This window comes from Clostridium sp. C8-1-8, assembly GCF_009928445.1.
In the GTDB taxonomy this organism is placed as follows: domain Bacteria; phylum Bacillota; class Clostridia; order Clostridiales; family Clostridiaceae; genus Clostridium_AR.
Genome location: NZ_JAABNO010000022.1, coordinates 1 through 21,799 on the forward strand (window position 1 = coordinate 1; position 21,799 = coordinate 21,799).

Consider the following 21,799-nt stretch of genomic DNA (forward strand, 5'->3'; position numbering starts at 1 on the left):
TAATATCCTTCAAATTCACATCTCCAAACATAGTTTTTATTTATTATAAGTGAAAATCTATGTTGAAATCATTGAATAATAGTTTCCAATAAAAGTATCACCAAAATTGCGAGAGAACCAGTTTTAAGTATAAATCAATAATGTTGTTCCTGCCTTAATTAATTTAACATTAGAGTTTTTTATCGCCAAGTCATTTATCTTTTCTTTTGTATCAAAAATAACATTTCCATTCATTTCAGAAATTGATAACCAATTATGTTTAGCATTTATATAATATTCATTATTATTTCTTGAAGGAGTTCCACCAATTTTTACATTACAGATTGTGCCAAGTTTTTTCTTTTCATATTTCCATTTAGGTAGTTTTTTTTTACTATTTAAACTAATTCCTTTTTCAAAGTCAACCATATCAAAATTCATCATTCTTATTAAATCAGTAATTGAAACGTTTTTTCTCATGTGTTCATCGATAATTATATTTTCATTTAAGAATGCCTTGTAAATATAACTATTAGCCTTCTTAGGATTTAACTGGTCATCTTCATCATATAGCTTTGTTCCATTAGGAAGCATTTTAATACCCTCATGACCTCTACGATTGCTAAATTCATAACCAATGAAATTTTTTTCTTCTTGTTTTTCACCAACCTTAACAATAATCGTCTTTTGAGGATAAGCAAGTAAGAACTAAAGCATTTTGTCCTTTTCTATTTCAAAAATTTTATCAAAGAACATTTTATCAAGCTTTACTTGTTGTTCCTGTAAAGAAAGTTCTTTAAATATTTTTTTATCCTTTAAGTTTTTAATTTCTGTAAGATTATTAAACCATATAATATAGTCATTAAATAATTCAAGTGATTTAATTTTATCATTAGGTTTTCTTTGTATTAATGTAATATAATCATCAAAATTAATACCTTCAAACACTTCTTTTATGTATTTACTAAATGCTTTTTCTATGCCTAATACTGTAACATCTTTCGGTCTATCGAAAAACATATTAATAGCATTATGAATATTGTGCCAATCGCTATCGGGTCTACGTTCTAAAAACAGAGTAACGGTGTTTGTACCTGTAGCCATAAAAGTATTTGACCCAAACTCTGTTATTGCTTTTACATAAAAACTCTTTAATAAAATTTCTCTTGTAGCTATATATATACCCGTATTACTTAAAATAGAGCTTGGTAAAATAACTCCTGCCCATCCACCAACTTTTAAAAGTTGTTTCGTTCTTTCTATAAATAAGCATTCTATTTCAGAGCTGTTATCTGTAAGGCGGTCATATAATTCAAAGGATTCATCTCCATATTTTACAGTAGATTTAAAAGCGGCTACGGAGTACGGCGGATTAGCTATAAGAATATCAAATTGTTCGTTGTTTTGTTTATTCTCCTTTGAAACTCCTTTAAGTTTTCCTCTAAAATCCTTTGACTTTATAAAATGGTCAAGTCCATTTGCTCGGATAATATTAGCTTCACCATCACCATTTAAGAAAGAACTTACTTTTGTAGTCTTAACAAGGCGATAGTCTGCTTCAATACCGTAAACATAATCCTTTGCCCACCCAAATGGATTATATTTTGCCCAGATCTCTATATTTTTTCTTGCTGATGGCTTTGCCTTACTTACATCAATTTCCTCTATTATTTTCTGAACCTGGTCCATATATTCAGTTAAAAAATGCCCACTACCTGTTGCATAATCAATAGCACTAGGCAAAACTTGTAAATCCATAACTAGACCTTCAACATTACTTCTTCGTTTCAGCTCAATAGTATTTTTTCTTTCCTTAAGTAGCTCTTCGATTTTTCCGCTTAACTCAATATCCTTCCTGTAATTAAAGGCAATCTTGTCTAAATTGATTGAAATGTCTTCATATGCTAAAATTTCTTCTTCATTATTGGTTCTTAAGGCCTTAAGCATAGGCTGAATCATATGAAGATCTTCCTTAGAGGTAACCCTTAGTAATTCTCTACTTATTTTCTCTTTATCCTCACTTATAGCCCTTTCCTGTGCCAATATAAATAAATTAACTGCCACTGCTGTGATACCTTGAGCTTCATCATAAAAAGTATCCTTTAATTCTTCTGTTAACTCAGTTTTTTCCCTTAAGCACTGAAAGTCCCAAAGGGTTTCTAAGAAGAAGTTCCACTCAGCACTATCCTTTGTCATTCTGTCCCACATTATTGCCCCTTCACTGGCGGCTCTTCTAGCTTGCCTAAAGTTGCCTTTAAAGATTTTTTGAGCATTATTAGTACCGATTAGGACAGTTGGAATGCCTATGGTATTACTTAAGGTAACAAAGAAGTTTAACATTTCCTCTTTTTCATCCTTAGCCTTTAGTAGATGCTGAATTTCATCTATAACCAATACACCTATTCCATACATACTAGCTAGAGTGGTCATATGTAGCATCATTGAGGAAGTAACTCTATTAGAATATCCGAACTTATCTAAATATCTAGTGCCTAAGAGATCGTCAATTGCCTTAAAGAAGCTTTTGCATAGCGTTGCTAAGCTACCATCATGTGGACAATCAATCTTTAGCCAAACTATTTGCGTTCTACTAAAATTACTTCCTTTATACTCCTCATGTTTAATTATTTGCGGATACATCAATAACAATCTCTCAATAGCTGTGGTCTTACCAATTCCTGATATACCAATGATTGCTAGGCTATCTGCTGTAGAGCGTATATGCCTCATACTATCTTCTAAAACAGCATCTTCTGAGGCCTCAGCTCTTATTTGATTCAATATCTTTAATCTTTCTAAGAAGCTTTTATCTAGAGGATTTCTTGCTAAATACCCACGTCTAAGCAGCGTTGATAATCGTCTTTCAACAACAAAATGTATTGGCAGAGGTTGAACAAAGTTTTTAGCTCTTTTTATGATATGATATCTTAAATTAGAAGGCTTTATTCTATCCTCGTTGCTTATTGTAGGTTCTATTGTGAAGCGATCCATGACTTCTTCCTCAAAAAATATAGGTGGTAAAGCTTCAATGAAAGGGTTTCCCATATACTCCTCCAATTGTTGCTCCTTATAACTTGCTCTTTCTACGTCTCCTTTTAAGATAACAATCTTTTTAACATCGTCCACGTCTCTCATCCCTTTTCCTTTTGAGCATTTCCATTAGTCTATCCTTACTCGAACTCTCCTTAACTTCTGGTTCCTCGCTGAGTTTTGGTAATTCTATCACCTCAGCCAAAGCTTCAGCCTTTTCCTCAACAATTACAAAGGCTTCTTTAGCTCTATTAATTTCCTTTTCAACCGCTCGATTGCTTTTTATACCTTGAAGTTTTTTATTTTTGCTTACACTTCGATCTATTTCCTTGATACTTTCTTTTTTAGCAGCCTTAACTATTTTTTCTATCTCACTGTCTAAATCAAGACTTAACTGATTCTGTTTATTTTTCTCCAGTTCTCGAAGCTCAGAGATAAGTTCAAGATTATATATAATTTCTTCTAGTATGCAATCCTTATATTGCATACTTGGCTCCAAAAGATGACAGGCTTCAAATCTTCTTCCATCATCCTTTAGTATGTAGATATTATTCATATTCCTTGGATCATAAACTACCTCTAGGCTCCTTACCTTGGATTTTATAAACCACTGTTCTTCAATTGCTTTTTGAGAACCATAGTATAATCCTTTAAACCTTATACCAGCTCTAGATATACTTGCACGACCCTTTGGAAGTACATTTAGTCTCAATAACTCTCTATCAGCTAGTCTCAAGCGACCTTTCTTATTTTCTATTCCCCAATTCCATAGTTGTGAAGGAATAGCCACCAAATTGTCTCTTAGCATTTCCTTTTCCATAGGATATTTATCAATAACCTTATTATTATGGTAGAGTACAAGATTGATATATATTTTTGTAAACTCTTCTAGGGTAAGCGTTGCATCTAATCTATAATCAGGATCTCCTCTTTTTCTAAATTCCTTTTGAATTGCTCCAGGCGTCATATGTTTTAATTTTATATTTAGGGTTCTAAAGCTTCGCTCCACAATTCCCTTGAGGTCGCCTCTATAGGGTGAAGTATTTTCTATTTTTACGTTTAGATTATTAATTAAGTTCTCTACAGAATACCCTTTAAATTCGCCGCCATCAGCTATTATGATGTCTGGTAAGTGCTTAGCTGGCCATTGTTCTTCTGTAATATCAATACCATAGCCTTTACAAAACTCTACCTTGTCAGCGAGCATATTATCAAGCGCCATCATGGCACCAATCCAAGAGGGACCTTCTAAGCCCACATATATACCAGTTACAAGCCTTGAAAAAACATCTATTATTGCATAAACTATAGGTCTTCCTATAATTCTATTTCTATCAAGAGAGCTTACCAAATAAACGTCTGCAACAGTAGCATCAACCTGAAATCTCGTACCTGGACCATCCGTTTCTAAGGTTGAATTACTTAAAAGCTCTCTACTATTTAATTCAAACGCCTTAGCACCTTCTCGAAGTATGATATCCTGCTTCGGATCTTCAACCTTCTTAAACCAGTAATAAAACTGTTCATAGGTTGGTATTCTAGCCTTATCCCAAACCTTATATTTCTTTTCACCCGCTTCTACTACTTGGTCAGAGAAAAAATCTCTAAGTATAAAGTTATAGGTTTGCTTAAGCGTTATCTTTTTACTATTTCTATAGTATCTATTTACTGCTAACTCAAACTGCTTCTTTATAGCTTCTGTGATATTTATGCCTATTATAGTGTCACCGCTGAAGGTAGCTTTTTTCGGTCTACCAACCTTTGTATCTTCCGTAAGCTTTCTATCCTTGCCTTTTCCTCCAGAGTTCTTGTAATCTGGTAATAAGGAATTTTTATTCATTCCTCTTTGCCAAAACCTACTGATAGCTCTTCGTAAGCTTATTTCTGGTATTCCAGAAGCAGCTACTAAAGCTTCTATGGTACGCTTTCTAGTGTTTGGCATTAGCAGTTCTAAAGGCTTACTTTCCCAGAGCTCATTTATTAAATTCCAATATGTATCTCTTTTTTCTCTTTGTGTGGCGGTTAGCTTAGCTTCATCAATATTTCTTAAATAGGGATCAGTAACTTTAATTAATACATTAGTAGCTAGCTCCTCCTCAATTTTACTTAGCCTTTCCCATTTAGGTGTACCTAAAACTACATCTATATTGACATAAGCAAACTGCTCTTGTACTTCATCAATATAAATTACTCTAATTCTCTCACCTTTTTCATCTGCATATTTAAAGACTGTATTGTCTAATATCATGATATCTTAAACTCCTCTTTTAAAGCCTCCTGAGACAATTCAACCTCAATATGCTGATCTAACTTTAGTGCCTGGTTAAGCTCAACTTTAATTATTTTTCTAGCTAAAAGATGTTTAAAGATTGATATTCCCGTACCCTTTAACAGCGACATTTCTTTATCAAATCTGGTTGAAATAGTTCTTATGGTTTCTGTGGTCCCAATAATTCTCCTTATATATTCTAAAACTAAATCAAAAATTTCTACCTTATCTATATTTTCAAAAGCATCGATTTCTTCTAGATTGTAATAACTACTAAAGAACATTATGTTTTCAGCAATAGTCTTATCTATATCAGCTTCAGTAACTATACCCCAGCTAATTCCTTTTCTTTCCCAATACACCTTTTCTATCTCAAATTTTTCTATAGTTCTTCTATCTAATAGTTTATCCTTATCCTTTATAGTCCTAGCCACGTCATATTTATTATCCTCCTGCTGAAGGGTTATTAAAAAATCTGTAGTCATAACTATATACTCTCCAGTTCCAGGTTCTCTTGGATGTTCAAGCCCTAATTCCAAAGCAATACTTAAGGTTTCCTCCATAGGAAGTGAATATTGCTCTCTAACATCAAACACCTTATCTGAATACTCCAATAAATACAGATAGTTTCGTTCTAGGTCTGATAATAATTCATGCTGCCTATCAGTCTTTATTCCCTTAAATCTAGAACGTCTACCCAGAGAGGGAACCTCTTGAATTTTGATCCAAGGGGTATACTCCTTACCGAAGCCTTGCCCCCTACCTTCTTGCTGCTTTTTCTCAATACTTTTCTTTTTTACTGCCATTTGAAGCCTCCCATCCATCGTTTATTAAACTCTCTACCCAAGGTTTAAATATCTACAAATTCAAAATTTTTTGATAATTATATATAAAAAAATTTGCTAAAGTGCTCTTCTTTAGTAAATTTTTGCGCATCTGCCTTTTCTGAACGTATGTGAAGAAATTCTGGCAGGCGACATATTTCTCTTTTTTTATATTCTTTCGCTTACATCAATAAATAAGCATTTAAACATACTTACTCTTAATTTCTTCTGAAATATTAATTTATAAAGAATAAAAAAATGCACACTCTCACTTAAGTGAGAATGTGCATTTAAATTACTTATTATATTTTGTTTTAATCTTTATACTACACATCTCGAGTATAGTATTGTCTTCCTACTAAAATTCTATTCAAACTTTGTTTTAAAAGATCAATCTTTATTTTAAATGTTCAAACTTTATTTTAATAGATCAAACTTTGTTTTAAACCCACAAGGGCAAAAGAACCGTCCCTATATCCTACTCTACAGTAACTGATTTAGCTAAGTTTCTTGGCTTATCAACGTCGCAGCCTTTTTTAACTGCAGTGTAGTAAGCTAATATTTGTAGAGGTATTACTGAAAGCACTGGAGCTAGTATTGACATTACCTTAGGGATGTAGATTGTTGCATCTACTGTCTTCTCTATCTCTGTTTGGCCTTCCATTGCTATACCTAGTACCTTAGCGCCTCTTGTTTTTACTTCTCTGATGTTACTTACCATCTTGTCATATAGATCACTTTGAGTAGCAAGTGCTATAACTGAAGTTCCTTCTTCGATTAGAGCTATTGTACCATGCTTTAATTCTCCACCAGCGTATGCTTCTGAGTGAATATATGATATTTCCTTAAGCTTTAGTGATCCTTCCATTGCTACTGCATAGTCAAGACCTCTTCCTAGGTAGTATACATCTTTGTGCTTATAGATCTCATCTACGAAAGCTTTAATTGGTTCTATATCATTTAGTATTTCAGCAGTTTTTTCTGATAGGTTCAATAAACCGTCTTTTATCTTTTCTATTTCAGTAGCTCTTACTGTGTTTTTAGCTTCTGCCATGTAAAGAGCTATTATATATAATGCTATTAGCATTGTGATATAAGCTTTAGTTGAAGCTACTGCTATTTCTGGTCCAGCCCAAGTATAGAATACATCATCTGCTTCTCTAGAGATTGAACTTCCTACAACATTTGTTATAGCTATTATTCTAGCTCCCTTTTCTTTAGCAAGTCTTAAAGCTGCTAAAGTATCTGCTGTTTCACCAGATTGGCTGATGCAGATCATAAGAGTCTTTTCTGTTATAAGTGGGTTTCTGTATCTAAATTCTGATGCTACATCTATTTCTACTGGTATCTTAGCAAGTCTTTCTATAACATACTTTCCAACTACACCTGAGTGGTAAGCTGTTCCACAAGCTATTATATATATTCTATCGAAGTTTTCTATTTGTTCTTTTGTTAAATGAATACCATCAATCTTAATCTTTTCACCTTTAACTATTCTTGAAGTTAAAGTATCTTTGATAGCCTTTGGTTGTTCATATATTTCTTTTATCATGAAGTGGTCATAGCCACCTTTTTCAGCTGCATCTATATCCCAAGTTACATGGAATACTTGTTTATCTACCTTATTTTTGTTTTCATCGTATATTGTAATTCCGCTCTTTGTCATTACAACAAACTCTTTATCTTCTAGCAAATAAACATCTCTAGTACTGTTAAGTACTGCTGGTATATCTGAAGCTATGAAGCTTTCTTTTTCCCCTACTCCAATTACTAATGGACTGTCTTTTCTTACTGCTACTATTTTATCAGGATCATTCTTAGCAATAACTCCTAGTGCGTAGCTTCCTTCCATTCTCTTAGTTGCTTTGATTACTGCATCTTCAAGATTGCCTTCGAAGTAGTAGTCTACTAAATGAGGTATAACTTCAGTATCTGTTTCTGATACAAACTTATATCCTTCTGATATTAACCATTCTCTTAGTACTATATAGTTTTCTATAATACCATTGTGAACTACTGCTATAGTTCCATCTTGGTTGCTATGAGGATGTGAGTTTAAATCTGATGGTTCTCCATGAGTAGCCCATCTTGTATGACCTATTCCCATACTGCTTGCAAAGTCTTTGTCTAAAACTTTATCCTTAAGGTTAGAAAGTCTTCCTCTACACTTTTCGATCTTTATTTCTCCGTTTTCAACTATTGCTATACCTGATGAATCATAGCCTCTATATTCAAGCTTGCTTAATCCCTCAACTAAAATTGGTGTTGCTTTCTTTTCTCCTAAATAACCTACTATTCCACACATAAAAAAATCTTCCTTTCATATTTAGATATACGTACCATAATCATATGAAATATTTTATCCATGGAAGGCTGCATTTATTTAAGCACTTTCAACCTTAGATATTAAATTATATATTAAACTTATAATTTCTAAAGCTGAAGCGATGCTTGTAAGATATCTTCACATTAATTTTTTTTGATATCTTAATACCCGTCTGGATTTGTTCTAAAAATCACTTTTTAGTTTTGCCAGACTTTAACGGTAGTATCATACCGTGAGGCACCCGCTGATAAATCGATACTCCTCATCCTCGTCAGGTTAAATATCACACAAAATTTAACCCCTTGCGCTTTAAACTAATATATTACTTCTATCCTCCTTTTACTTCTTAAAATTACAATTATGGTCTCTTCAGCCTTCACAATTTTATATATTATACTACATATTATTTAAAGTCAATCCAATTGTTACATTTTCAAAAGCACAAAAAAATTATTATAAATTTATTAATTCTAGCCATCTTTATGCATAAATTTACCTTCTAGCAAGCTAAAAAATTGTCTTATTAATAAACAAAAAATCACTGGTATAGTCAACTATATGCTAATACAACACATGCATTTAGACAACAAAAGCAAGTGATTTTAGAGTATATAAAGATGTACCACTTCAATCCTAAATCTATTTTCAAAGCTCCTCAGGGGTTCTAAGTGGAGATCTTTAAAATATAAATTTTAATATGAAGTGGTACAGCTATAACTAAAATTCTATATTATTCTTACCTAACGAATACCTTCATTTGGGTTTATCTCATAGCTTTTAGTTCATTATATTTACTTACTATCTCTTCAACCAAAACATTATCTTTTGCTAAACCACAAACTTCAGTAATGGCATCTTGTATGGTTTTATTTTTTATAATTTCTTGAACTTCCTGTGCCTTTGGATCATCCTTATAGTCAAATAAAAGACCTGCTGCAATTCCAGTTACTATATTAGTACTACTTATTCCTAGTTCCTTGCAAAGTACTAAAGGAGTTATCAATCTGTCATTGGAAGCTAGCTTCCTTACAGGATCTCTGCCCACACGGAATACTTCATCTTGTAGGTATTGATTCTCGAATCTTTTAATAAGTTTTTCTGAGTATGCAGTAAGTAACTCTATATCAATGCCATGCTTCTTACTTAGAGCTTCAACAGCTTCCTTATGGAAGTTGATTACTACGTTTCTTATATACTCATCCTTAATAGCTTCATGAATATAATTGTATCCTTTTATATATCCAAGATATGCAGTTGTAGCATGGGCACCGTTTAATAAAAACAGCTTTCTTTCTAAGTATGGATCTAACATCTCTACGTATTCAGCTCCAAAGATGTCAGCATTGGCTTTTACTTTATTCTTTTCGATGTCCCATTCATAAAAATCTTCCACTGCCACATCAATAGGCAATTCCTTTTCTATGTTAACATTTGGAACTATTCTGTCTACAGCACTATTAGGGAAACCTACATAGTTGTCCAAATATTCTATAAAAGCTTTGTCCATGTTTTCCACAATAGCAGTCTTTAACATATCTGTTGCCATGATTGCATTTTCACAAGCAATTATATCAACTTTCTTTTGGCTTACTTTCATTCTTTTTTCTAGCATATTTTTAAGTAGTGAACCGGTACTTTTTAAATTAGGTGCACCTATGGACATTGTAATAAGATCAGCTTCTATTACTGCTTGCTCTAACGCTTCAACATCTTTGATATTTATTGCATCTACACCATGAACCTTTTCCTTGTTTTCAGAAGTACTTAGTGTGATAACTGTATACTCTTTATATTTGTTGATAGAATCCACTAGAAAATCAGATATATCAACGAAAGTCAGACTATACTCAGATTTAGAAAGTAAGTATCCTATAAAACCTCTTCCAATATTACCTGCTCCAAAATGTACTGCCTTCATTACATCTCACCTTCTTCTATTATGATTCTAATTATTTCCTCTGGATTTTTAGCTGCTCTTATTCTGTCAACATTCTCTTCATACTGAATAGTAAGTGCTATTTGAGATAGTATAGCCATATGCTCGTCACCAACTCCTGCTATTCCTATAACAAGATAAGCTATATTACCCTCTCCAAAATCAACCCCATTATTATATTGGAGAATAACTATACCAGAATTCTTTATCTGCTTTTTATATTCATTCATTCCATGGGGAATTGCTACACCATTCCCCATGTAGGTAGTTACTTCTTCTTCTCTTTTTTTCATACCTTCTATATAGTTCTCATTTACATATCCGTTAGCAACTAACAGTCTTCCTGCTCTCTCTATTGCTGCATCCTTAGATTCTGATGGTAGATTTAAAATAATATTTCTTTCATTTAATACACTTGTATTCATTGCTCTTCTCTCTCCTTGTTTGCTATATTAACTAAATAATTTCTTAAGTCTGATAGTGTTCCGGTTTCTAGTATTTTTATAAAATCTGTATCTTCGATTAGTGCTATACTTATCATGCCTAGGAGCTGCAAAATGTAGTTTCTCTCATTTTTTCTAGCTAAAATAACTATAAAGGTTTTAGTTTCAACTTTTGTGAAGCCTATACTATTCATATATAATGGTTCAGTGATTCTATATACTCCTACAAAGGGTTTATCAATCTTTTCGCACCTTGCATGAAGTAAGGCTACGCTGCTTCCTGGCACCACTATATTACCTTTTTCTTCTCTTTTTAGTATTGATAGTTTAATTGCTTCTTTATCCTTTGTTATATTGTTGTTTTTAACATCCTCAGCAATTATGTCTATTAGGTCTACAAAATTCTTTACACTTGCTTGTGTTATACGTGAGTTCTTAATCAATTCATCTGTTAATTCATAATCGATGCTTAAGGTTTCTCGCATATTGTCATAATCATATAGTTTTGTTAAGTTCTCTTTGTTATTTATCTTAAAATCAACAATAAAGTTGTTTATATTTTCCAAATCTGTCTTAGTCATAAATGGAGCTACTATGATGATCTTACTTTTAATGTTAGAACTTATCTTCGCAGTTGAAATAATCAGGTCGTAAAGATTGTTTTCTATTTTCTCTTCAATATTGTTTATTGATGATATTGAAAGATCAGTTATATCTGGAAACAAAGATTTTACTTTATTTGAAAGTATCCTAGCAGTAGCTATTCCTCCAGGGCAAACTATTAAAGCTTTAAGGTTTCTTGATTTTCCTTGCTGCCTCTGCAGTGCTACATCTATATGCATTGTTATATAACCAACTTCTTCAGAAGGAATTTTTAAATTATACCTTGAAAAAATAAGCTTACATTTACTACTTACTACCTTAAATAAATCTTTATAGTGTCCTTTAATTTCATTAATTAAAGGATTTATTACCACAAGTCCTAGGTTAAGCATATAAAAGGTCTGCTTAAAATGCTGTGATAAGTCTTTTATAACCTGTTTATCTGAGGTAATATCTATCCCAAGTTTTTTTGATACTTCAGATACTAACTCTAGGGCAATATCTTCGTAGTTTATATCTAGATGCATTAAGGTGTTATTGTTATTTAAGAAATAGTTATAATCACTTAAATATAAAGTCAAATACGCCAGTTCTTCATCTGATAAGACTATGTCGTATTTCTTTAAGGTGTCATCTATGCTTGTAATTTTTTCATAAGCCTCAGAAGCTATTATCTCGTCTCTTATCTTTTCTGGTAACTCAATGGTATCACCAGTTTCTGTTCGCTTAATTGATATTAAGAGCTGAATGAATAAAGTGAAATATTTAACATCATTGGCTCTCATATAGCTAAACTCAGAATGCTCAAACATTTCTTTTACTAGACCTAAAAGTTTACTTCCAAAAATTATCTCAAAAAAAGCTCTTACAGTTTGATCCACTTCTTCGCCATATAATATTGCTAGAAGATCCTCATAAGGTCTTAGTTCAATTAAAAACTCTACCAAAGCAATTCTTTTATTCCATTCGGAGCCTTCTATACTTATCCCTTGATTTCTTCTTCTAATCAAGCATAGATTTTTGCTTAATAATCTCTTTTCTATATTATCTAAATCAAGGCTTATACTTCCCATTACCACATTAAATTTATGGCTGAAATATGTTGCTTTTAAAGGTTCCTTTGACATGATTAACTGACAGGTCATAATAATCTGTCTTTGTTCCTTGCTGAATAGCCATTGCATTGGGATCTGTGCTAATGATAATCTTAATTCTTCAATATTATTTTTGTTTCCTGAAATAGATAGCTCCATTTCATCATCTACAAAAATAACGATACTATACTTTTTTAATTCTTTGTTAATAGCTGTGATTTCTCTTAGAATTGTTCTCGTACCTATGTCTAATTGTTTAAGAAGGCTCTCTTTATTAGAAGAGCCTTCATTTAATATCTTGCTTAGTATAAACTTCTGTCTAGGAGTTAAATTATCCATTAATCAAAATACCTAGTCAGCTTAGTTTTTTAGTTGCTTAATAAATTCTTCATAGGTTGAACGATCTAAGAAATTTTTCACAGTTAATATTCTATCTGTCTTTGCTGACTTTTGAGCTCTTTCATAAAGATTTTCTTGTGTGAAGACTACATCAGCATTTCTTGGTATATCATCTACAGGAGAATGGCTAACGTTTACTCCTGTTATTCCAGCATCTTTTAAAGCTTTTTTAAGTATTGATTCGCCCATTGCTGAAGATCCCATCCCAGCATCACAAGCAAATACTATTAACTTAACATCACTAGCAACTGCATTAGCTATTGTTTGACCTTTGCTTTCAGCTTTCATTTCTTTAACTTTTTCTTTAGCTTGGTCTATATCTTCTGATTGTGGATCTCTCTTTAGTATTATTGCTGCTACTAAGAATGAAACTACTGTTGCAACCAATACTCCCATTATTACTGGTAATTGTCCACCTTTTGGAGACATAGCCATTAAGGAAATTATGCTTCCTGGTGAAGGAGCTGCTACAAGACCAGCCTTTAATAATACGAAAGTTAAATCTCCAGCGATTCCTCCAGCTATAACAGCTAGTAATAGAAGAGGTTTCATTAATACATATGGGAAGTAAATTTCGTGAATACCACCTAAAAAGTGAATTATTATTGCACCAGGTGCTGATTGTTTTGCTGTTCCTTTTGCATATAACCAGAATGCAAGTAGTATACCAAGTCCTGGACCTGGGTTTGGCTCTATTAAGAAGAATATTGACTTACCTGCTGAAGCAGCTTGTTGTATACCTAAAGGTGATAGAACTCCGTGATTGATTGCATTGTTTAAGAATAGTATCTTTGCAGGTTCTACAACGATTGCAATTAGTGGCAACAATCCTTGGTTAGTTATAGTTTGTGCTATGCTACCAAGACCAGTTGAAATTCCAGAAACTATTGGTTCTATGAAACGGAAAGCGATTAATGAAAGTGCTCCACCTAAAATACCTGATGAGAAGTTATTTACTAACATTTCGAATCCTGTTGGAACCTTGCCATCTACAAGTTTATCAAATTTCTTGATCAACCATCCGCCTAATGGTCCCATTACCATTGCTCCTAAGAACATTGGTATGGATGCTCCAACTACAACACCAGCAGTAGCTATGGCACCTACTACTCCACCTCTAGTATCATAGACAAGTTTACCTCCAGTGTAACCTATCAAGATAGGGAGTAGATAAGTTATCATTGGTCCTACTAACTTAGCAAAGTATGCATTTGGGAACCAACCTGTTGGTATAAACAAGGCTGTTATAAGCCCCCAAGCAATAAATGCTCCGATGTTTGGTAAAACCATTGAACTTAAGAAATTTCCAAACCTTTGAACTTTAGCTTTAGCCGATGAATTAACTTTATTATGTTCCATATGATACCTCCTATTAAAATTGTTTTTATAATTTTTTATAAATTGTTTAATTGCTATGTCCTTATATTAAAATAAAACGTTTACTCTTTCAATTTAATCAACTTCAATTTTGAGAGGTGTTTTCAATGACAAATTTAAAGTTAGTCCAAAGCCCTTGTAAATCAAGGGTTCTAGCTGGCAAGCTAAAACTTTTAAATAATCCGATATTAATCCATTTATTATAATTCTCATCTTTAAGTATTAAAATTCAGCCAAATTTTTCAGTGGATTTTTCTTTTTAGTTTTATCACATGAAACTATTGAGATAGCTTAATTTATTAGTTTTACTAACAAAACACTTGTACTTTCATTCAAAATAAAGGCTATGCTTAAGAATATTTTTTAAATTAAGTGGTTAAGAAGGAGATGCTATATGAGCGAGCAATTAGAATTAAAGGATTTTTTGCGCAAGCTCATCTAAGCATCGGATGACTGACCACTTAATTTAAAAACAGAGCCAAAACAAAAAATGCCTTAGAACTTATATTTTATAAGTTCTAAGGCATTACCTTATCTATTTTCTAAAATTGTGTTTAGCTTAATATCCTCATTAATCAAGTTTTTTTCATATTTATTCTTAAGCTTTAAAAGGTATATATCATTATGAATATGCTCTGATATTATTGTTGCAAAAAGAGTGTTGTCTGTAAAGGTTCCTAAAAATTCTTCCCTATGGGGGCCTCTGTCAGCTACTAAAGTCTTCTTACAATCAACAACTAGCATTATTCTAGTTTCCTTGTTCTCACAACCTTCGTCACTGTGAGTATATAGCTCTATAGGCAGATTATCATCTATATTTTTTGAAAAAGAAAAAACTATCGTCCTTACCTTTTTCTTTTTTAGTTCCTCAAACTCCTCGGAAAACTTTCTAAGGTCAAAATCTGTATTTATATAAACTTCCTTCTCTGCAGCAAGTAATAGTTCTTTAGTTTTTGACACTATATTTTCATATCCTTCGATATTTAGGTATCTTTCTTCCACTTCTACCTTTTTCAAATTTCTTAGCTTGTTTTCTAATAAATCTGCGGTGTCAACAAAATCTCTTTTCATCTTTGAAGTTAATGCTGTCGGATCTTCTGCTTTATAAAGCTGAGTATCTCCAGGCACTAAAAATATTACTCCTCTTTCATAGAGGTTATCTAAGGCAGAATAAACTGAAGATCTTGAAAGCTTAAGATTTTTTGCAATCTGATATCCGTTTAGGCTAGAATTTTTTATTAGCTCAATATATATAGCAGCTTCATTCTTCGAAAAATTCAACTTTTCAAGTAAACTTAATATTTCATCCATTTATAGTTATATGATTTCTATCTACAACTTTTAACTATTGAACAGCTAGATTTCAATTTGTTTAGCATCTTAGTAGAAACCACCAATCCTTTCTTAAATATTTTTTTCCCAGAAGTACAAATTTTCTCTCTTTAAAAAATCATCCAAGTTTGAAACCAATAAATCTATAATGTTCAAAAGACCAGTTTTATTTGGAGCTGAGTTCTCTAATATACCTAACACATTAGCTTCCATTTCTTTCGGAAGGTTAAAGTTTTTATCTTTTACTATCTTTAATATTTTCTTCTCTCCTGGATGCTGAAACTCATTTACTGCAAAAATAATATCAAAATAGCTAGCTAAGAAAGCAGCAACTCTATGATTTACACTTACAAAATCATCTCTTTTTAAAGCCTTTTCTATCTGATAGTAATAAGCTGGCATTTGTAATTTAAGCAACGGGTAATTTTTTTTGATTATATTTTCCTTTAGAGTTTTTGGGTACTGAACATCATATAACTTTTGTAATTGCTGTAGGTAATTATTTTTATCATATAGTATTATTGAATTAATAAAACTACTCCAGAAACAGGTACTATAGCCTATACTAGCTTCACCATGCTTTACTGTTCTATCTAAGGAATCCTTAAGCCATTTAATGTCCCTATATATTATTTCAACTGGTATATTAGCTTCTTTTAAGAAGCCATCATCCTCAGCTTCCCAAAAAGTATTATTTAGTTCAATATAGCTAAAATACTTATCAGTAATCTCTTTTCTTCTATCTATAGATATTTCACTAGTTGAATAAATATAAATATCATAGTCAGAACCATCATCATAGGTGTTGGTAGCACGAGATCCAGCCAGAAGTATGCCCTCTACCTCATTAATTTTTGTAAATTCCTCAATCATTTCCTTAACAGCATTATTAATCATAATATTTCTCCTTTTATACCTAAATAATAATTTCATTAGATACCCATCATTAAAAACTTCTGCTTTTCTATAATCTTAGATAATATATAAACTGCTGTAATTTGTAGACTTCTAGCATATGCCTACATATAATTTTCTAAAAATCCTTAAAAGCAAAATGTAGTAGTACACACTGTACTACTACATTTTATTTCATATCATAACTTTTATCAATATTCCATTTTTCTTGTACTATTTATAAAGATAATTACATCACTTTATAACTGTTAGGAAATCGCTATTTGTTTTGCTTTTCTTACTAATAAAGCCTATTAGCTCTAATAGATAACATTTTTATCTTTTGAACTTCTTAAGTAATTGATTGTTGAAAATTATGGAACATAGCCAAAAAATTATTTGCCCTTTAATCTTTAGAACCTTTGCCCTTAATCAAGCCTAAAGGAATACAAATCAAAGCAAGAACAAGCGCTAAAGCTATTGCTCCTATAACTATAGCTCCTGAAAGCACTATAATCGGAAAAATTATTGCAAATACTAACCCTAGTATAATAAGAACAAGAAATATTGCTAGAAATGCAATTAAGAACTTTAAAAACTTGTTGTTAACAGGTACCCCATTAAAATTAACATGCATATTTAGCCCCCCTTAACTTTAAACTTTATATACATATTACTACCAATTGTATAACTTTTACAATAAGTTTTTACCATATTAATTCATTTTTAACCTAATCTGTAATAAATTATAAATAACTTCAAGGTTTTAATCACTAACTATAAAAACAACTTTCAAAAGTCCTATGGCTTTTCAGAAAATCTTGTAAGTCTATAATTTTTTAGCTAGAACATAACTCTATAGCTATAAATCTTTACTCTAAAGGAAAAATTCAGCCTATCTAACTTAATAAAGAAACTTAATTTCTATTTATATCTAGTATGTATATCAAGCATTGCTAGGCCCAGCTTAAATAACAAGAAACATACCAAATTCTATACAGGTTCTATATATTGAAAGTTATTTATGTTATAATATTATCTGCTTTTGGGAACTACTTTGTAATTATTTATATATACCCAAAATGCATATAACCAAGATTTATTAATGATTTAAGCTATGTTTAATTACAATACAACATTTTACATATTAATAATCAAGAAAGTGGTGAGAAAATGGATATTAACAGTCTTAAACAAATTGTTTTCAAACCATCTTCCAACTTAATGAGAACAAAGGGAAATGAAATTTTTAAAGAAAATCTTGTTACTAAAGTTAGAGGAAAAAAGATAGATGATATATACCATATTTACGGAGATATTAAAGATAGTAAATTAGCTAGAGAGCTTAATGCTCATATAAAAATTAATTTAAAAACAGGTATGGTTATAGGTACTAATTGCAGTTGTGAACTTTTTAAGGACTTCTCAAGAAATAAGCCCTTATTTATGTGTGAACATATTACTGCAGCTTGTTATAAATTTATAGACTCAGTGAGTAAAAAACAACAGTCAAAAGCTTCTAATGATAGAACTAACTCAATAGTAAAAGAAAAGCTTGAGCTTTCTCTTCAAATAACCTTACTATCAAAGTCCTTTAAGGACTACTCTACCTATGAAGCTGAATTTCGCATAGGTACTGATCATAAATATCTTGTAACTAACATAAAACAATTTATTGCTTCTTTACATGCTAGTAATAATATATACGTTGACGAGTCACTAAGCTATGATCTCTCCGATTATAAGCTAAATGAGAACTACAAGGGATTAGTGGACTATCTATATAAAAAAATTAACTCTAAGGAAAATTCAGCTTCTTCTAGAGCCTTAAAGCTTAGCACTAATGAGCTTAAAGAATTCTTGGAGACCTTAGTTAATCACAGGATTACTTTCAAATATAAAGGTATAGACTATTATCCAACTATACTAAAGGATAACTTACCGCTAAAGTTTACCTTCAAAGATAATTACGAAGCCTTTATAATCACTACTCACAAGAAACTTCCAATTTCTTTGGACAATGAAAACTTAGTATATTTCTTTAATGGACAAATTTTCTTACCTTCAAAAAAACAAATAAACACCTATAGTTTTTTCTATGACAAGTTTAATAAATCTGATACCTTAGTTTTTCCTAAGAATCTAGATAATTACAATATGCTGATATCTAAGCTTACAACTATTTCTAGAGATGTAACCCTTAGCGAAGGTGTACGAAATTATAGTTCTGATTATCTAAGCTTTGAATTTTATATTTATAAAGACAGTGTTTATATCTATTGTGATGTCTACGGTATATACCTTAGTAATAAAATTAATATTTTAACTACAACAATTGACAGTGAGGATAAGCTAAGAGATAAATCAGCAGAAAATAAGCTTTTAATGAAGCTTGAAAGTTATAAATTTATTAACAGAAAAGAAAGATTACAATTCATAGGTAGTGATAATGATTTGTTTCAGCTATTAACTAAGAAAAACACAGGACTATATACCTTAGGGAAAGTAACTTTTGGTGTAGGCTTTGAAAACATAAAGTTTTATAATTCCTCAAACATAGTGATGGATTTAGAAGATAATGATTCTAAAGTTAAAATCAGCTACAAAATTGAAGGAATGGAGCCTCAAGAACTTCACAGTGCCTATGAAGCATATAAAGCTGGTGAAAGCTTCTATAAAGACAACAGTAATAACTACCTAGATTTTACTGATGATGGAGTACTAAAGTTCTTCAAACTCTTAGATTTATTAATGGATAATACTAAGGAATTTGGTACCCTTGAAGTGGATAAGGATAAACTGCTTTATACGAAAGAATTGCTTGAGAAAAATAACTACTCTATTCACAATAATTCACTTATATTTGAGAACTTAGAGAAAAAACTAGATAATTATGAAACTAGCCAGCTTACTGTTCCTATGGAACTAAAAGCTACTCTGAGAGATTATCAGATAAACGGCTTTAAATGGTTTAAAACTCTAACTGAATTAGGATTAGGCGGCATACTCGCTGACGAAATGGGGCTTGGCAAAACAGTTCAAACTATAGTCTTAATTGCTTCAGAGAAAACTAAGAAATTCATCATAGTTACACCTACTTCTCTTATATACAATTGGAGAGATGAACTTATAAACTTTTGTCCTGATATAACCTTTGATATAATCCATGGCGAAAGAAATAGAGGGAAAAGCCTAGAAGAGTTGATGAATGAAAACACAGTGCTTTTAACTACTTATGGAACCTTAAAAAACAATATCCAGAATTATAAAGACTATTGCTTCGATTTTTGTATTATTGATGAAGCACAGAACATCAAAAATCCAACTTCTAAAACAAAGCTTGCTATTAATAAAATAAAAGCTACTACTCGCTTTGCTTTAACTGGAACCCCTATAGAAAATAATCTTACTGAACTGTGGTCCATATTTGACTTTGTAATGCCAAACTTTCTTTATTCAAAGGAAGTCTTTGAAAGAAAGTTTTCAGTAAAAGATAATATTGAGCTTCTTAAAAGCCTAATAAATCCCTTTATTCTGAGAAGAACTAAAAATGAAGTAATTGAAGAACTGCCAGATAAAGATGAAAAGAAGCTTATAGTTGAAATGACTCCAATGCAAAAATCAGTATATAGCACTTTCATAAAAGATATAAGAGAAAACCTAAAGAACAGTTCTGGTGGAAAGATAGAGATTTTTTCATATCTTACAAAACTGCGCCAAATATGTTTAGACCCTTCTCTTCTGATACCAGATTATACTGGTGGTAGTGGAAAGCTAGAAGCTGCAATGTCTCTAATACAAGATCATTTATCAAAAACAGGCAAGGTTCTTTTGTTTTCACAGTTTACTTCTGCTTTATCTAAAATCAAAGAACAATTAGATGCATTAAATATAAATTACTATTATATAGATGGCTCTATCTCTGCTAAAGAGAGGCTAAGGCTGGTAAATGATTTTAATACAAATGAAGAGGTTAAAGTTTTCCTAATCTCCCTAAAAGCAGGAGGCACTGGTTTAAATTTGACTTCCGCTAATTTGGTAATACATTTTGATCCTTGGTGGAATCCAGCGGTAGAAAATCAAGCTACCGACAGAGCCCATAGAATAGGACAAAAAAACATAGTTGAAGTTATAAGGTTAGTTGCAAAAGGCACTATTGAAGAAAAGATACTAACACTTCAAGATAATAAAAAACAGCTGATAGACGATGTTTTAACTGGCGACTTACAAGACAGCAACGCACTTCAAAAGCTTAGTAAGGATGATCTTATAAGACTCTTTGATAGAAGTATGTAATTGTGCTCTTATAATGCCAGATATAAACAAAAAATTCATACTTTTCTTAGCTGTAAAAAATTCACTAAGGAACACTTAGTGAATTTTTTTGCCCCTATGCCTTTCTCAAGGTATAGGGGCAAGGTTATGATTCTTATTTAAGAAAATACATGAACTCTAACTTGGACATATGCAGTTTACTTCAATCTTCTCTTCCTTCTTTCCAAAGGTGAGGATGCCCATACTGATGAGCTTTATTTCATTATTTAGCAATGAAAAATAACTTTCTATAATAGCAAATACATCGTAATTATCTATACCGACAATATTTTGTTTAACTATTAGGCTATAACTATTGTCATATATTGATTTTACAGGATCCACGTCGATTACTGGAGTAATAGCTGGCCCTACATTTTCTTTTACTTTTCCATCCGGATTGTATAAAAGCTCTAAATATTCCTTGCTTCTACCAGAAATATCTATTACGTATCTCTCCTTCAATGGTAAACTATATACGTCTACTTTATAATTATCCAAATACTTTACAGTAAAGGAATAGCTACTTGTAAAGATCTCTTGATTAAAGATATTCTGAAGCAATCCGTCTACATAAGCATAAATTGTACCTATGGCATACCCTCTAACCTCTAAAAAGCTTCCTCTTACTAATACTTCATCCCTTCCATCTCCGTTAAAATCACCTAAGAATAACTGAAAGTAATATCCACTAAAAGGAATCTTAACAACTGAGGGTAACTGCTTTTTTCTAGGCTTTACAATTAGCTCTATATTATTAGCGAAGGTTGTTTCCACATATGGAAACTCTCCAGTTAAAATGATTTTATCCCTTGAATAATAATCTGTTATGTTTCCTTCTCGTACCTCAATTATCTGTCTACTGCCAAAGTCTCCCATAGCTCTACCTCTAACTATTTATACATTATATATTAAGTACAATTTATCATTTAGTTACTATTTTTATATTAAAGTTATATCTTAATAGCAAGAATTTATA

At 31.6% G+C, this 21,799-nt stretch carries 14 protein-coding genes; 1 reads left to right on the forward strand and 13 read right to left on the reverse strand.

The window, feature by feature from the left end; translation table 11 throughout:
• Positions 1 to 123 precede the first annotated feature (123 nt).
• From GXK57_RS18910 to GXK57_RS18965, 12 genes are all read right to left on the reverse strand, one after another.
• Positions 124 to 573 carry a hypothetical protein gene (locus tag GXK57_RS18910; RefSeq protein WP_160679330.1) on the reverse strand — a complete coding sequence of 150 codons (450 nt, stop codon included), beginning with the start codon at positions 571 to 573 and terminating at the stop codon, positions 124 to 126.
• Between the two features lie 114 nt (positions 574 to 687).
• Complete coding sequence (locus GXK57_RS18915; protein ID WP_160679332.1) at positions 688 to 3,105, reverse strand: AAA family ATPase; 2,418 nt, start codon at positions 3,103 to 3,105, stop codon at positions 688 to 690.
• Positions 3,092 to 5,257, reverse strand: a complete 2,166-nt coding sequence (locus GXK57_RS18920) for a Mu transposase C-terminal domain-containing protein (RefSeq protein ID WP_160679334.1) — start codon at positions 5,255 to 5,257, stop codon at positions 3,092 to 3,094. Before GXK57_RS18920 ends, GXK57_RS18915 begins: the two co-directional genes overlap by 14 nt.
• Entirely contained in the window at positions 5,254 to 6,084 is an 831-nt protein-coding gene (locus GXK57_RS18925) for a TnsA endonuclease N-terminal domain-containing protein (protein ID WP_160679336.1), read from the reverse strand. The genes GXK57_RS18920 and GXK57_RS18925 overlap by 4 nt, the downstream gene beginning before the upstream one ends.
• A gap of 496 nt (positions 6,085 to 6,580) precedes the next feature.
• Positions 6,581 to 8,407: a glutamine--fructose-6-phosphate transaminase (isomerizing) gene (gene glmS, locus GXK57_RS18930; RefSeq protein ID WP_160679338.1), complete on the reverse strand. Its 1,827-nt coding sequence runs from the start codon at positions 8,405 to 8,407 to the stop codon at positions 6,581 to 6,583.
• A 784-nt stretch (positions 8,408 to 9,191) separates the two neighbouring features.
• Positions 9,192 to 10,346, reverse strand: a complete 1,155-nt coding sequence (locus tag GXK57_RS18935; protein ID WP_160679340.1) for a mannitol-1-phosphate 5-dehydrogenase — start codon at positions 10,344 to 10,346, stop codon at positions 9,192 to 9,194.
• Positions 10,346 to 10,789 (reverse strand): PTS sugar transporter subunit IIA, encoded by a 444-nt coding sequence (locus GXK57_RS18940; RefSeq protein WP_160679342.1) that lies wholly within the window; start codon positions 10,787 to 10,789, stop codon positions 10,346 to 10,348. The genes GXK57_RS18935 and GXK57_RS18940 overlap by 1 nt, the downstream gene beginning before the upstream one ends.
• Positions 10,786 to 12,843 (reverse strand): BglG family transcription antiterminator, encoded by a 2,058-nt coding sequence (locus GXK57_RS18945; RefSeq protein ID WP_160679344.1) that lies wholly within the window; start codon positions 12,841 to 12,843, stop codon positions 10,786 to 10,788. Before GXK57_RS18945 ends, GXK57_RS18940 begins: the two co-directional genes overlap by 4 nt.
• A gap of 21 nt (positions 12,844 to 12,864) precedes the next feature.
• A complete protein-coding gene (locus tag GXK57_RS18950; protein ID WP_160679346.1) occupies positions 12,865 to 14,262 on the reverse strand; it encodes a PTS mannitol transporter subunit IICB in 1,398 nt (465 codons plus the stop codon).
• 549 nt (positions 14,263 to 14,811) lie between these two features.
• On the reverse strand, positions 14,812 to 15,591 hold the full coding sequence (locus GXK57_RS18955) for a TrmB family transcriptional regulator (RefSeq protein ID WP_160679348.1): 780 nt from the start codon (positions 15,589 to 15,591) through the stop codon (positions 14,812 to 14,814).
• Between the two features lie 93 nt (positions 15,592 to 15,684).
• Positions 15,685 to 16,509, reverse strand: a complete 825-nt coding sequence (locus GXK57_RS18960; RefSeq protein ID WP_160679350.1) for a nucleotidyltransferase domain-containing protein — start codon at positions 16,507 to 16,509, stop codon at positions 15,685 to 15,687.
• Positions 16,510 to 16,912: 403 nt separating this feature from the next.
• Positions 16,913 to 17,143 (reverse strand): hypothetical protein, encoded by a 231-nt coding sequence (locus GXK57_RS18965; RefSeq protein ID WP_160679353.1) that lies wholly within the window; start codon positions 17,141 to 17,143, stop codon positions 16,913 to 16,915.
• Positions 17,144 to 17,679: 536 nt separating this feature from the next.
• Between GXK57_RS18965 and GXK57_RS18970 the strand changes: the two genes are divergently transcribed.
• Positions 17,680 to 20,802 carry a DEAD/DEAH box helicase gene (locus tag GXK57_RS18970; RefSeq protein ID WP_160679355.1) on the forward strand — a complete coding sequence of 1,041 codons (3,123 nt, stop codon included), beginning with the start codon at positions 17,680 to 17,682 and terminating at the stop codon, positions 20,800 to 20,802.
• Positions 20,803 to 20,958: 156 nt separating this feature from the next.
• Here GXK57_RS18970 and GXK57_RS18975 read toward each other — a convergent pair whose 3' ends face one another.
• The gene (locus GXK57_RS18975) at positions 20,959 to 21,699 is read right to left on the reverse strand and encodes a hypothetical protein (protein ID WP_160679357.1); all 741 of its coding nucleotides are present in this window, start codon (positions 21,697 to 21,699) and stop codon (positions 20,959 to 20,961) included.
• Positions 21,700 to 21,799: the final 100 nt, after the last annotated feature.

Coding starts and splice junctions, on each gene's coding strand:
- GXK57_RS18910 (WP_160679330.1), bottom strand. CDS start 573: ATGCTTCCTAATGGAACAAAGCTATATGATGAAGATGACCAGTTAAAT.
- GXK57_RS18920 (WP_160679334.1), bottom strand. CDS start 5,257: ATGATATTAGACAATACAGTCTTTAAATATGCAGATGAAAAAGGTGAG.
- GXK57_RS18925 (WP_160679336.1), bottom strand. CDS start 6,084: ATGGCAGTAAAAAAGAAAAGTATTGAGAAAAAGCAGCAAGAAGGTAGG.
- glmS (WP_160679338.1), bottom strand. CDS start 8,407: ATGTGTGGAATAGTAGGTTATTTAGGAGAAAAGAAAGCAACACCAATT.
- GXK57_RS18935 (WP_160679340.1), bottom strand. CDS start 10,346: ATGAAGGCAGTACATTTTGGAGCAGGTAATATTGGAAGAGGTTTTATA.
- GXK57_RS18940 (WP_160679342.1), bottom strand. CDS start 10,789: ATGAATACAAGTGTATTAAATGAAAGAAATATTATTTTAAATCTACCA.
- GXK57_RS18945 (WP_160679344.1), bottom strand. CDS start 12,843: ATGGATAATTTAACTCCTAGACAGAAGTTTATACTAAGCAAGATATTA.
- GXK57_RS18950 (WP_160679346.1), bottom strand. CDS start 14,262: ATGGAACATAATAAAGTTAATTCATCGGCTAAAGCTAAAGTTCAAAGG.
- GXK57_RS18955 (WP_160679348.1), bottom strand. CDS start 15,591: ATGGATGAAATATTAAGTTTACTTGAAAAGTTGAATTTTTCGAAGAAT.
- GXK57_RS18960 (WP_160679350.1), bottom strand. CDS start 16,509: ATGATTAATAATGCTGTTAAGGAAATGATTGAGGAATTTACAAAAATT.
- GXK57_RS18965 (WP_160679353.1), bottom strand. CDS start 17,143: ATGCATGTTAATTTTAATGGGGTACCTGTTAACAACAAGTTTTTAAAG.
- GXK57_RS18970 (WP_160679355.1), top strand. CDS start 17,680: ATGGATATTAACAGTCTTAAACAAATTGTTTTCAAACCATCTTCCAAC.
- GXK57_RS18975 (WP_160679357.1), bottom strand. CDS start 21,699: ATGGGAGACTTTGGCAGTAGACAGATAATTGAGGTACGAGAAGGAAAC.